At 41.8% G+C, this 12,145-nt stretch carries 14 protein-coding genes; 3 read left to right on the top strand and 11 right to left on the bottom strand.

The genetic code is table 11. From position 1 onward, the window contains the following. Positions 1 to 216: 216 nt before the first annotated feature. Positions 217 to 927, bottom strand: coding sequence for a DnaA inactivator Hda (hda, locus tag H5182_RS19610; RefSeq protein ID WP_182731917.1), 711 nt, complete (start codon positions 925 to 927; stop codon positions 217 to 219). Next, a complete protein-coding gene (locus H5182_RS19605; RefSeq protein ID WP_182760477.1) occupies positions 927 to 1,982 on the bottom strand; it encodes a DUF2066 domain-containing protein in 1,056 nt (351 codons plus the stop codon). The genes hda and H5182_RS19605 overlap by 1 nt, the downstream gene beginning before the upstream one ends. Positions 1,983 to 2,276: 294 nt before the next feature. Between H5182_RS19605 and H5182_RS19600 the strand changes: the two genes are divergently transcribed. Next, positions 2,277 to 2,894 carry a LysE family translocator gene (locus tag H5182_RS19600; protein WP_145241588.1) on the top strand — a complete coding sequence of 206 codons (618 nt, stop codon included), beginning with the start codon at positions 2,277 to 2,279 and terminating at the stop codon, positions 2,892 to 2,894. A gap of 84 nt (positions 2,895 to 2,978) precedes the next feature. Here H5182_RS19600 and recR read toward each other — a convergent pair whose 3' ends face one another. The 8 genes from recR to H5182_RS19565 all read right to left on the bottom strand — a co-directional run bounded on the left by recR (position 2,979) and on the right by H5182_RS19565 (position 9,486). Continuing rightward, positions 2,979 to 3,587, bottom strand: coding sequence for a recombination mediator RecR (gene recR, locus H5182_RS19595; RefSeq protein WP_145241586.1), 609 nt, complete (start codon positions 3,585 to 3,587; stop codon positions 2,979 to 2,981). A gap of 8 nt (positions 3,588 to 3,595) precedes the next feature. After that, the gene (locus tag H5182_RS19590; protein WP_145241584.1) at positions 3,596 to 3,922 is read right to left on the bottom strand and encodes a YbaB/EbfC family nucleoid-associated protein; all 327 of its coding nucleotides are present in this window, start codon (positions 3,920 to 3,922) and stop codon (positions 3,596 to 3,598) included. A 55-nt stretch (positions 3,923 to 3,977) separates the two neighbouring features. After that, positions 3,978 to 6,344: a DNA polymerase III subunit gamma/tau gene (gene dnaX, locus H5182_RS19585; protein WP_182760476.1), complete on the bottom strand. Its 2,367-nt coding sequence runs from the start codon at positions 6,342 to 6,344 to the stop codon at positions 3,978 to 3,980. Between the two features lie 3 nt (positions 6,345 to 6,347). Continuing rightward, positions 6,348 to 6,893, bottom strand: coding sequence for an adenine phosphoribosyltransferase (gene apt, locus H5182_RS19580; protein ID WP_145241580.1), 546 nt, complete (start codon positions 6,891 to 6,893; stop codon positions 6,348 to 6,350). A 137-nt stretch (positions 6,894 to 7,030) separates the two neighbouring features. Further along, positions 7,031 to 7,153: a hypothetical protein gene (locus tag H5182_RS22425; RefSeq protein WP_257325665.1), complete on the bottom strand. Its 123-nt coding sequence runs from the start codon at positions 7,151 to 7,153 to the stop codon at positions 7,031 to 7,033. 73 nt (positions 7,154 to 7,226) lie between these two features. Next, positions 7,227 to 7,976 (bottom strand): DUF2063 domain-containing protein, encoded by a 750-nt coding sequence (locus tag H5182_RS19575; RefSeq protein WP_182731897.1) that lies wholly within the window; start codon positions 7,974 to 7,976, stop codon positions 7,227 to 7,229. A 1-nt stretch (position 7,977) separates the two neighbouring features. Beyond that, positions 7,978 to 8,802 carry a DUF692 domain-containing protein gene (locus tag H5182_RS19570; RefSeq protein WP_145241663.1) on the bottom strand — a complete coding sequence of 275 codons (825 nt, stop codon included), beginning with the start codon at positions 8,800 to 8,802 and terminating at the stop codon, positions 7,978 to 7,980. 117 nt (positions 8,803 to 8,919) lie between these two features. Continuing rightward, positions 8,920 to 9,486: a hypothetical protein gene (locus H5182_RS19565; RefSeq protein WP_145241576.1), complete on the bottom strand. Its 567-nt coding sequence runs from the start codon at positions 9,484 to 9,486 to the stop codon at positions 8,920 to 8,922. A gap of 208 nt (positions 9,487 to 9,694) precedes the next feature. Here H5182_RS19565 and H5182_RS19560 point away from each other — a divergent pair, with 208 nt between their 5' ends. Beyond that, a complete protein-coding gene (locus H5182_RS19560; protein WP_145241574.1) occupies positions 9,695 to 10,651 on the top strand; it encodes a tRNA-dihydrouridine synthase in 957 nt (318 codons plus the stop codon). A gap of 71 nt (positions 10,652 to 10,722) precedes the next feature. After that, the gene (locus tag H5182_RS19555) at positions 10,723 to 11,067 is read left to right on the top strand and encodes a TraR/DksA C4-type zinc finger protein (RefSeq protein ID WP_145241572.1); all 345 of its coding nucleotides are present in this window, start codon (positions 10,723 to 10,725) and stop codon (positions 11,065 to 11,067) included. 16 nt (positions 11,068 to 11,083) lie between these two features. On the opposite strand, the gene H5182_RS19550 is transcribed toward H5182_RS19555, so the two are convergent. Continuing rightward, a complete protein-coding gene (locus tag H5182_RS19550; protein WP_182735410.1) occupies positions 11,084 to 12,136 on the bottom strand; it encodes a hypothetical protein in 1,053 nt (350 codons plus the stop codon). Between the last annotated feature and the right edge of the window lie 9 nt (positions 12,137 to 12,145).

Raw genomic sequence — 12,145 nt, 5'->3', positions numbered from 1 at the left:
ATTCTGTGGTTTGTGTGGTAACAACCATTTGATCATGAATTGAGCTTCAACTCAATTTCTTAAGATCTTACCTATGACATGGATGTAAGTAAGGGGCGTGAGCAGGACGCGGAAGCTTTGCTCGGCTTTTACTTAGCCCACTAGGTTACAAACCTCGCGCCGCGATTAAATTGCCCCTAGTTTGAACAAATATTAATCCGCAAAGGCCAACAGACCCTAGAGTTTTAGAGTGGATTTTATGAAAGGAATTGTCAATTTACGTTGTGCAGCCATCGAGGCATGGTCAAGTTTATCAAGCACATCAAGTAACGCTCGCATATCACGACTCAAACGCGTTAATAAAAAGCGCGCACATTCATCACTGAGCTCTAAACCGCGCATATTGGCGCGCTTTACTAAGGCTTCGGCTTTATCATCATCACTCATAGAACGGATTTGAAATGTCGTACCCCATTTTAATCGTGACTCAAGATCCGGCAAGTTAATGTTAAGCATGTCTGGTAACAGATCCGCTGTCACTACTAAGCATTTACCCGGTTCGTTAAAACGGTTAAAAAAATTAAACAACGCTTTTTCCCACGCATCGTTACCAGCTACTAAGTGCACATCATCAATACACAACACATCAAGCGCGTCTAAGCCATCGAGCACCATAGGGCCAAAATCAATCACTTCGCGCATTGATAGCAGCATAGTCGATAAGCCATGCTCTTGGGCATGAATACAGGTTGCATACAGTAAATGTGATTTACCCGAATCTCCTAAACCACATAAATATGTATATTGAAAAGTGGTTGCTAAACTTTTAAAAGCATTTTTTAAATGACTCACTTCCAGTGAATTTTCACCACCAAAATAAGATGCAAAGGTTTCATCATCCGGCAACGTTACCGGTAATGCCATTTGCACCGGCTCAATTGTCTGCATTACAAACCAACCCATTGATATTCTAAATCGTCTTGCGCTACTACGGGATAAAATGCACGAGGATCAACAAATGGTTGAAAAGCACGGTCGAGCTCTAAGGCTTTTTGTAAATCATGCATACTACCAGTGTGATTGATCGCAAAACTAACTACATCAGCAGTACGAGAACGAATTGTCACTTGGGTAACTACGCTTAAGCTCTGAAGCTGACGTTTAGCCAACTCAATATCGACAAAGTTAGTGGTGCCTTTTAATTTAAATACCGCTTGGGCAAGCTGCGTTGTAGAATTTGGATCAACCGCATATTCATTGGCCAAGCCAGCTGCTAAGCTGTCGATCATTAAGGCTATGGCTTGTTGTTTATCACCGCTTACTCTATTTGCTTCAAACAGCTCATCATTAGTAAAGCGCCAATCCAACAACCAAATCTCGCTGTCAGGTTGTTTGTATAAACGCGCGGTAATACTGCGTTCTGCAATATAACGGCTTGATGCCTGTTCGACTGGCGAGGAGAAATTACCCCACACCTCAGGTATTCCCACTAATGCACGGTCTTGTAAATCAAGTAACGGTACCACGACTGGCAAGCCACGTCGCGCTGCGGTGCTATAAATTAGTTGCTCTAGCTGCGGATAACTTTCTTGGGTAACAAGTTCACGACGCCAGTTATCTTCAATGGCAAGCCAAATAGCCACCAGCGGGCGACGCGTACCCCACAATGGTAAATTAAGCTCTTTGACGAGTGCATTAATTTTATTTGCTTCAAATTTAACCACGAGATTAAGTTGACCATTGGCTTTTTCGTCGTATTCAAATTTGAGCATGTAATCTGATATATCTTTACTACGTTGCTGAGCGATTGGATTTTGATCCGCATTCGGATCGCCACTAACCTTAACCAGTACATTGAGCAACGCCTCTCGGCTGGCGCTGAGTCGAGCATCGCGAGATTTGTCAGATACTTTTAATACGTCCTGATATAGATCAGTAACTTCAACCGCAGTCGCAGTAAAACTTAGGAAAATGATGATAATAGCAATAAATAATCTAGACACAGGGCATTAGTTCTTGGTTTTAAACTGTTTTGATCCTAATTCAAAGCACCCAACAAAGCAAAAATATATTTGTTAAAACCCACTTACAAATAAGTGCTTGTGATCAGTGCATAGAAGCTTCCTGCTACATGCTCCTCAAAGATCTAAATTAGCTTGCGTATTAGTAATCAGTTTATGCTTTATCGCCAGTGCTAACAATCTCTTAATTGTGCTTAACCATCCCAAATTGGTTTCTAACCCTTTCAAAAACAATTACCATTGCGCATTCTATTACAGCAACTAACGGATGCTTACATGCTCGACTTCGCAGTCCTGGGGGTATTTATACCCACCTTCTTTTTTGTCTCTATTACACCTGGGATGTGTATGACTTTAGCCATGACCTTAGGAATGAGTATTGGCGTGCGCAGAACTATGTGGATGATGATTGGCGAATTACTTGGCGTTGCTATTGTGGCTGTTGCAGCAGTCGCAGGGGTGGCAAGTATCATGCTCAACTACCCGACACTTTTTAGCGTATTAAAATGGCTCGGTGCAGGTTATTTAGTCTATATTGGGGTTGCAATGTGGCGAGCAAAAGCAACCATCAAATTAGGCGCAGACAGTAAATTAAAAGTATCTCGCCAAGCGCTATTCTCACAAGGGTTTATCACCGCGATTGCCAACCCTAAAGGCTGGGCGTTTATGATTTCCCTGCTACCGCCGTTTATAAATATTGACTACGCGATTGCGCCACAATTGAGTATGTTAGTCGCCATCATTATGCTCAGCGAGTTCACTTGCATGATGCTCTATGCCACTGGCGGTAAAAGTTTACGGCTGTTTTTAAACCAAGGTGACAATATCAAGTGGATGAACCGCATCGCTGGCAGTTTGATGGTTGGCGTTGGAGTATGGTTAGCGCTTAGCTGAGTCGCTTTATTTTAGAGCGACTATAAAAAAGCCTGCAAATGCAGGCTTTTCGCTTTCAAAGAATTTATTTACTTAACTGCAAAGCTAATTTTGACTAACCACTCGTCGGCCACTAAATGCATGCATTAATGTCATGCCATCGAGCAAATCAAGTTCGCCACCGACCGGAATACCATGGGCTATCCGCGATGCATCAACTTTATAACGGTGACAAAGCTGGGCAATATAATGCGCTGTAGTTTCCCCTTCAACTGTAGGGTTGGTCGCTAATATAACCTCGTTTATCCCACCTTGTTGCAACTTACTTTCAAGAATATCAAGGCCAATTTCATTTGGACCAATACCATCGATAGGTGATAAATGTCCCATCAATACAAAGTACAAACCTTTATACTGGCCAGTTTGTTCAATCGCCAACACATCGGTAGGTGATTCAACCACACATAAAATTCCGCTATCTTGACGTTTGGGGCTTAAACAGATTTCACACTGCGGCTGCTCTGCAAAAGTACGACACGATTGACAGTGTCCAATAGCAGTCATCGCTTTGGTAAGTGCATTACCAAGCTGAGTGCCCCCCTTACGGTCACGCTCAAGCAAATGGAACGCGATGCGCTGCGCTGACTTTGGGCCTATGCCCGGCTGACAGCGCAATGCTTCAATTAGCTGGTTTAAACTCTCTGAAAGCTGCATATTTTATCTTAAAATGGCATTTTCATACCTGGTGGTAATTGCATACCGCCAGTTACTTTACCCATGCGCTCTTGTGTTTCTTCTGCTACACGGCGAACTGCGTCATTACACGCAGCGGCAAGTAAGTCTTCAATAAGATCTTTTTCGTCTTCCATTAAACTTTCATCAAGTTCAACACGTCGAACATTATGGTTTCCAAGCATAGTTACTTTAACTAAACCAGCACCTGCTTCACCAACCACTTCTAAGCTAGCAATTTCGTCTTGGGCTTTTTGCATGCGCTCTTGCATTTGCTGCGCTTGCTTCATCATGTTACCCATTCCACCTTTAAACATAACTTTCTCTCTTTCTATTTCTAATTGCCATGAAGATAAGGGCTATTGCAGTGAATTACAATGCCTGAATACTGTTTTCATCGATAATTGCAGAAAATAGCTGCTGTAACTGTACGATATTTTCATCACCGTTGATCACATCAATTGCTTGCTGATGGCGCCCTGCATCAATCTTTTGCTGAATTAAGTAAGGCGAATCTATCACCCCAGGGGCAAAATTGATTGTCAGCTCAACATTATACCCGTAAATACTGGCCAGCGCCGCACTAAGCTTTTGTCTTAACATAGGGGTATCGAGATGTTTTTGCGATTCATCCACTTCTAAGTGCAGCTGTTGTTGTTGCTTTGAATAAATTGAATGCAAAGCAAATTGACGCATCCGCCCGCCAAGTCCCATCCGCTTAATTAAGTATGCCCACTCATCTTGTTGATGTGCAAAACGAATATCGCTGATCGGGCTTTGAAAATCATCCGGTATTTGAATATTTATTTCAGGATCAGGTGCAGCAACTACTTTTTGTGGATTAATTTGCTCTAGCAATTCCGGTGCTAAATTCTCAGTAATAGTCTGATGTTTTTCTTTAAAGTCAGGTTTCACACGCTTATTTGGGGCGATATTCGGCGTGTAACCATCAGTCTCAGGCTGACTACTTGCCCCCGTTATCTGGGGCTGTGACTTTTTTACCGCAGTACCGCGCTCAACCGCAGCTGGTTTATTCGTTGATGGCGCCACAGATGTTTTACCACCAGAGAGCGTACCTGCACCAGAAATATTTCTATCTCGTAAAATACGTGCAATTGCGGACTGCGCTTGTGCTTCTTTTTGGCTAATATCTGTGGTATCTGAATAGTCAGAGAATGAGCTGTTATTTTGTGCTGGAGCGGTTTGCTCTGCGCTATATTGATGCTCAGGTAAAGATTGTTCTGGCGCATGCTCAAAGCCACTATGAAAGCCCTGCTCCAATGCGTTATTCATTACCTCATCATATTGGGATACTAATTGTTGCTCAAGCTCAGCATCTGAATCATGCTCATTACCATGCGCGGCTTCGTGCATAATTCCCGAATTTGTATGTGGTGCTGTGGTAACAGTTGGCTGCGTATCGACAGGTGCAATTTGCTCACTGGTTACAGAGTGTTCAGTTGTTGCAACGGCTTGTTCAGGCGCACTCACGGTCGTTTGTAGCGGTGCAGCTTGAGGCAATGATACTTGGTTATCAACAGGCTGTGGTGTTGCAGGCTTATTTTTATTGAGAATATCTCTCAATGCTGCTGAGCGAGACCGGTTGTTATCGGCCGCTGGAGCCTGCGCCGCAGTACTTGCAAGCATTTGGCTATCAACTGGTTGAAATGCCAGTAAGCGCAGCATAACCATTTCAAAACCTAAACGAGGCTCTGGCGCCCATTGTAAGTCTTTTTTGCCATTAAGCAGTAATTGATAATAAATTTGGATTTGTTGTGAATCGCAGCTCTTTGCTACTTCATTAATAAACTCGCGATTATATTCATCTAACTTGGCGGCATCGGGCACTAATTGGGTTAATTGTGCTAAATGTGTAAGGCCAATTAGATCATCTAACAAAGCAATATAATTTGGGTTTTGGTTGGCAACTTGCTCGATTTGCGCCATCAATGCATGGCCGTCTTGGGCTAATAATGCAACCAGCAAGTGCTGGCTATAATGGTTGTCCATCAACCCTAGCATTGCTTGCACCGCTTGATGCTTAATATCACCATTCGTTTGAGCAATCGCTTGATCAGTTAAACTCAATGCATCACGCATACTGCCATCAGCCGCTTTGGCGATAATTTGCAGGGCTTGAGTTTCAAAACTTAATTTTTCTTCGCCTAACACATATTCAAGTTGTTGGAGTATTTCAGGTTGCGATAACGCATTAAGATTAAACTGCAAACAACGCGATAAAATGGTGATAGGCAGTTTCTGTGGATCCGTCGTCGCTAATAAAAACTTAACGTGCTCAGGCGGCTCTTCCAAGGTTTTTAATAATGCATTGAAACTATGCTTTGAAAGCATGTGTACTTCATCGATCAGGTACACTTTGTAGCGACCGCGAGTTGGCGCGTACTGCACGTTATCCAATATCTCACGGGTATCTTCAACTTTAGTGCGCGATGCTGCATCTATTTCAAGTAAGTCAATATAACGACCAGTTTCGATATCTATACAGCTGCTACACTTGCCACACGGTTGCGCCGAAATGCCTTCATCACAATTTAAGCTTTTTGCAAAAATACGTGCGATGGTGGTTTTACCCACCCCGCGAGTCCCAGTGAACAAATAAGCGTGATGCAGTCTGTTTTGTGTTAAAGCATTAATAAGCGCTTGTTTCACATGGGACTGACCGACCAATTCATGAAAGGTCTGTGGACGCCATTTTCTCGCTAGGACTTGATAACTCATTAATTATTCGCCTTCGAATTCAACCAATTTTAGGATTTTAATCCCCATTTTTGCAATGCGTTGCTCGCCACCAAGTTCTGGTAAAGAGACTACAAATGCTGCATCTGTCGCATGACCACCCAGCTTATTGACTAATTTAGCGGTCGCTTCAATGGTACCGCCGGTTGCTAATAAGTCATCGACTAAAAGCACTTTGTCACCTGGGACAATGGCATCTATATGCAGCTCTAATACATCTTCACCATATTCTAGCTGGTAATCTTGAGAGATCACTGCACGTGGCAGTTTGCCCGGTTTACGCACTGGAATAAAAGGAATACCTAATGCATATGAAAGCGGCGCACCGAAGATAAAACCACGTGATTCAGTACCTATAATCTTGGTAAAACCTTGATCTTTATAAGCTGAAATAAATGCATTAATTGTTGCTTGAAATGCAGCGGGATTAGCCATTAGCGTAGTTACATCACGGAACATAATGCCTGCTTTAGGGTAATCTGCAATAGTAGTTATGCTATCTTTAATGATAGATGGAGTTACTTGAGTCATAATTTAAACTGTTTTATCTGTAATATTACAAAGCAGACAATTATAACATCACAAAAATGAGTTGTCGGTAAGAAGTTAAATAATTAAGTAATAAGACTGTATTATATACAGCCTTATTATAATTTAGCAGTGCTAAATTAAGAGACTGTGGTGATCCAGCCTAGGATTGCATTTAAACAGCCGATTCCTGCAAACACAGCTAAGAACGCAAGAAAATACATTGCATTAAACGGATCTTTAAAATCTTTATCTTCTGACATAGGTACTACCTTTTATTAAGCGCGACGAATTAAGGCGCACATAATAGACGATGTAAAATAATCAATAAAGACTTTAAGGGTGATTTTTTGTCACGATAACGCCACGTTCCGCCATTGCATGTAATGTTACTGTAGCACCTTGAACAAGCTGTTCTGTAGTAAATTGCGGCGCTTGTAAAGCAACTTGCTCCACCAACGAAGCTAATTTGATACTCGGTGTTGTGTCTATAATTGCCAGTAATAATGCGGTCATTGCATTGGTAGCAAGAAATTGTACTTCGTCATCGGTATCGCGATACACCACAAAATAATGAGGCTGTTCACTAGGCTGCTGTGGTTGAAAATCAACACTGATATGCTGTACAGCAAACTGATAACTTAAATTTCGCGCGCAACTACTCATATAAAGAGGCACATTACTCAGCGGTGCATTAATGATGCAATCAGTTGGATCCGCATGCGCAACCGAGACATCAAGCTCAATCCATTCATAATGAGCAAGTTCAAGCATAAAGGGGGGATCAATTTCTTGCAATTGGTAATCACTACTTAAATACGCAATAAACTCACTAGCAATATCCAAAAAATAAGGTGATTGACAATCGTGTTCAGCAAAAAATTGGCGAACTAATCTTAACCAATTGTTATCGCTGTAGAGTGTTTTCAGAACCGGAAATGCTGAGGAAATAAAGCCATTGATATTATTGAAAAATAAATCACGGTAGATCGCCATACGACGCTCTTCAATGTCATCGGGCTTTGGTTGTGTATCTGGCGCTCGAATATGCGCCATAAACGCTTGTTGGGTTTCAATAAAATTCATATCAGGCACTTTCTTTACGCTGTATTATTGCGTGCTTGGCTTGTAGTTGATGAATTATATCCAGCTCTTTGGTAAGCTCAGCGATAGCTGGAATATTAAAATCACGTTCCAATAAAGTCGCAAACACTCCATGATGTTGATAAGCACGATCAAGTAATTGCCAAACAGGGTCAATCACGTCAGCGCCGTGAGTATCAATAAGTAAATCATCCGCCTCATTGAAATGCCCTGCGACATGACCATACGCTATACGTTGCGATGGCAAGCTAGCTAGAAAATGTTCTGCATCATAACCATGATTTATCGAATTCACATAAATATTATTTACATCGAGTAATAACTTACAATCAGCTTGCTGTAATATTTCAGTGGTAAATTCTAACTCGCTCATTTGCTGACCAGGTGCGGCATAATAAGACACATTTTCGATAGCTATTTGCTGCTCGAGAATATCTTGCACCTGTTTTATCCGCCCAACAACATGGGCAATCGCAGCTTCAGTAAATGGGATCGGCATCAGATCATACATGTGGCCGCTGCCGGAACAATAACTAAGGTGCTCACTAAAAAGCTTAACATTATGTGCTTTGAAAAAGACTTTTAATGCTTTAACAAATTCAATATCTAACGGTTCAGGAGAGCCGATGGATAATGACAAGCCATGACAAACAAAATTATTTGTATCGGTCAGTGACTTAAACTGCTTAGCAAAGCGACCACCGAGTTTTAACCAGTTCTCAGGCGCCACTTCCATAAAATCAATTTGCTTTGGTATCTGCATCAGCAATTCATCGAGCATTTCTCTACGCAGCCCAAGCCCTACCATGCCAAATTCACTGTTACTAGATACAGTCATATCAACTCCTTCATTTAAAAGGGCCACAATGCGGCCCTTTTATAAACATACTACTTAGCTAAAGTGCAGGTTACTTAACTTATCTAATTAATGGCTACCGCATTTGCCTTCTTTTTTAGCTTTAGCATCGCCGCCGCACTTACCTTCTTTGTTAGCTTTATCGTGTTTAGCGTCGCCGCCACATTTTCCTTCGCCGCACTTACCTTCTTTTTTTGCTTTATCGTGTTTAGCATCGCCGCCGCATTTGCCTTCGCCGCACTTTCCTTCTTTTTTAGCTTTGTCATGTTTAGCATCGCCACCGCATTTGCCTTCGCCGCACTTGCCTTCTTTTTTAGCTTTGTCATGTTTAGCATCGCCACCGCATTTGCCTTCGCCGCACTTGCCTTCTTTTTTAGCTTTGTCGTGTTTGGCATCGCCACCACATTTGCCTTCGCCGCACTTACCTTCTTTTTTAGCTTTGTCGTCTTTAGTTTTAGCATCTCCACCGCATTTACCTTCGCCACATTTTCCTTCTGTCGCGTCGACTTGGTAGCCCGTTACCATTTGTTGAAATTCAAACGGATTCGCTTGAACATCTGCAGAAATAAAACTTGTGCTACCTACTACTACCGCGCCTAATGTTAACGCGATTGAATTTTTTTTAAGTGTATTCATTTTATGACTCTCTCTAAACATACAAAGGTTGTACTAAGTAGACCTTGCTACAAAAATAATATTTCATTTAATCACATATTTTTATTTATTATTGATGATAACGCTACAAAGGAGTACAAAACTGGAGTTAACTATGGGAGTAAAATTGGCATTTATCAATGTTACAGGTAAAATACGCCTCCTTATGTAAAGTCAAAGTGCCCCTATCATGAAATTAGTTTTAGCGCCTATGGAAGGGGTTGTCGATTTTAAAATGCGTCAACTACTCACCGAAATTGGCGGTTTTGATTTATGCGTCACTGAATTTGTTCGTGTTATTGATGCCTGCCTGCCTGATAAAGTATTTCATCGCTATTGCCCAGAGCTAAATAATAACGGTTTCACTCGTTCAGGCACTCCTGTGCGTATCCAATTACTTGGCCAAGTTGCACACGCATTGGCTGAAAACGCAATCAAGGTAATAGAGCTTGGCTCTCACGGCGTTGATCTTAATTTTGGTTGCCCTGCTAAAACAGTCAATCGCAGTAAAGGCGGCGCCGTACTACTAAAAGATCCTGAACACATGTATGAAATCATTAAAGCAGTCCGTGATGCCGTGCCAAGCGAGCATCAAGTAAGCGCTAAAATTCGTTTAGGTTTTGATGATGACAGTAACAGTCAAGAAATTGTTGATGCCGTTGTCAGTGCCGGTGCCAATAGTATTGCCATACATGCCCGTACAAAGCGAGACGGTTATAACCCGCCCGCTTACTGGGAGAAGATTCCACCACTGATCAAAGATAAAAACATCGCCGTGGTCGCAAATGGTGAAATTTGGCAAGTAGAAGATGCACTACTTTGCCAGCAACGTAGTGGTTGCACAGACTTAATGCTTGGTCGCGGTGCATTATCGCATCCTGATTTAGCACGTAAAATAAAAGCACACTTTAATGATGAGCACTATGATGGCCTGCAGTGGGAGCATATTCTCTATCATCTGATCCATTCAGCCATACATCATGACCCAGCGAAAGATGAAAAGTATTTTGCTTCTCGTACTAAACAGTGGCTAGGCTATTTAAAGCGCCAATATAGCCAGGCCGATACTTTATTCGATGAGATCAGGCGCCTTAAAACAAAAGAAGATGTTGCAGGTGTTTTGAAAAAATATGCTATCGCACCTTAATTTGACACACATCATAGTCGGCTTTTTTAAATTAATGAATACTGCAGCATTGCTCAACGAGGACAATGACAATGATCAATGCTCAACATCACCTTCTAAGACTTAATACAGAGTTAGAGCAAGTAAGGCAGTGCTTGCTTACGACACTATCAAGCTCAAGTAACAAATCGCATCACTCGCTAGCTGAAACCTTGCACAAAAATAACCCTGAACAATGGTTAGAGCTTACGCAAAAGCAACTTGGCACTGAATATAAAGATATCATAGTACGCTTAGAACAACTTGAAGCGGCGGTCTGCCAAATCGATATCGGCCAATATGGTTATTGCTGTGACTGTGAAGAAAAAATTGACTCGCAACGGCTGAATGCCGATCCAACAGCGCAGCGCTGTGGCAACTGCGAGCCAAGGCTATAAAAATCAGCAAGCGGACTTACGAAGTTGTTAAAAGTGTTGCAAACGCAAAACTTTGCGCCGGATAAAAAATGATATCAGCCACTAAATAATCGACTTGTTGTGGCGTCATTTTCAGCCGTTTAAGCAAATTAACTTTCGCTTGTTGGACAGTCCAAGCATGGTAATGTATGCCAAGATCGGTTTCCATCATAGCTAACCAAAAAGTACGCTCTTCATTACTTAGTCCTGTTGCAGCTTGCCCAGCATAACCTATCAGACTCTGATAATCTTGTGCCCAATCAAAGCCAACAAGCTTTTTATTAGACAATGCAAAACGCTGTGCAAGCACGGAATAGCGATGATCAACTGCTACATGGATAGAATATGCTTCTTGCTGCATTTCCTTCAACTGAGATTGTACTGCTACTAGCCAATTTATTGGTGCTTTAGTGACGCCTGAGAAGTAATTTAACTTACTTTGATACCAAGACCCACCATTTGATATGCCATGTAAACCAACACTACCTCGGGGTGCATAGAGCGCTAAATAATCATTAAATTCAGTTAGAGTGTGTTTAAGATTTTCTGGAAGATCAACGCGAGCAAGATTTTTAGTTACCTGCGCTTGTAAGGCATTAAGCTCGATTGAGTTGAGTCTAAGTTTGCTCTCTTTAGCAAGTATTAACTGCTGCTGGGTAAAACTAAGCCAATTGTTTATGTTTGCAGTAATATCGTGTTGCTGGTTATAGGCAAGCATGTTATCGAGCACAGGAATATACACCGGCCACGTAAAGTAACGCTGCGGAAAACGCTCTGCAATAATGAGGTAATCCAATGTGCGCTGAGCGACAGGAGTTAATTCAAGGGTTTGCATTGCTTGATATATGCTGTGGCGCTCTTTTAAATACGCATCACTGAATGGAAACTGTTGCTTGTTAACTGGTTTAATTTCACCTGTTGGTCTTAAAAATTGATTTAGTGTTTGCAACGCTTGCTGAGCTTGCTCTTTACTTTGATACTGATTATTCGTATCACCACATGCGCTCAAGAAAAGCGCTAAGAAGCATATCCATATTAGGTGTTTTATCATGAGTTAATC

It is taken from the genome of Pseudoalteromonas sp. SG44-17, from assembly GCF_014164235.1.
In the GTDB taxonomy this organism is placed as follows: domain Bacteria; phylum Pseudomonadota; class Gammaproteobacteria; order Enterobacterales; family Alteromonadaceae; genus Pseudoalteromonas; species Pseudoalteromonas rhizosphaerae.
Note: the sequence above shows the minus strand (reverse complement) of the source record. Positions and strands in the feature narration are given on the sequence as shown.

Excerpts from the sequence above, each read along its gene's own strand:
- H5182_RS19565 (WP_145241576.1), bottom strand. The coding sequence starts at position 9,486 with ATGAATACACTTAAAAAAAATTCAATCGCGTTAACATTAGGCGCGGTA.
- apt (WP_145241580.1), bottom strand. The coding sequence starts at position 6,893 with ATGACTCAAGTAACTCCATCTATCATTAAAGATAGCATAACTACTATT.
- recR (WP_145241586.1), bottom strand. The coding sequence starts at position 3,587 with ATGCAGCTTTCAGAGAGTTTAAACCAGCTAATTGAAGCATTGCGCTGT.
- H5182_RS22425 (WP_257325665.1), bottom strand. The coding sequence starts at position 7,153 with ATGTCAGAAGATAAAGATTTTAAAGATCCGTTTAATGCAATGTATTTT.
- H5182_RS19590 (WP_145241584.1), bottom strand. The coding sequence starts at position 3,922 with ATGTTTAAAGGTGGAATGGGTAACATGATGAAGCAAGCGCAGCAAATG.
- H5182_RS19555 (WP_145241572.1), top strand. The coding sequence starts at position 10,723 with ATGATCAATGCTCAACATCACCTTCTAAGACTTAATACAGAGTTAGAG.
- dnaX (WP_182760476.1), bottom strand. The coding sequence starts at position 6,344 with ATGAGTTATCAAGTCCTAGCGAGAAAATGGCGTCCACAGACCTTTCAT.
- H5182_RS19550 (WP_182735410.1), bottom strand. The coding sequence starts at position 12,136 with ATGATAAAACACCTAATATGGATATGCTTCTTAGCGCTTTTCTTGAGC.
- hda (WP_182731917.1), bottom strand. The coding sequence starts at position 927 with ATGCAGACAATTGAGCCGGTGCAAATGGCATTACCGGTAACGTTGCCG.
- H5182_RS19570 (WP_145241663.1), bottom strand. The coding sequence starts at position 8,802 with ATGGTAGGGCTTGGGCTGCGTAGAGAAATGCTCGATGAATTGCTGATG.
- H5182_RS19600 (WP_145241588.1), top strand. The coding sequence starts at position 2,277 with ATGCTCGACTTCGCAGTCCTGGGGGTATTTATACCCACCTTCTTTTTT.
- H5182_RS19575 (WP_182731897.1), bottom strand. The coding sequence starts at position 7,976 with ATGAATTTTATTGAAACCCAACAAGCGTTTATGGCGCATATTCGAGCG.
- H5182_RS19560 (WP_145241574.1), top strand. The coding sequence starts at position 9,695 with ATGAAATTAGTTTTAGCGCCTATGGAAGGGGTTGTCGATTTTAAAATG.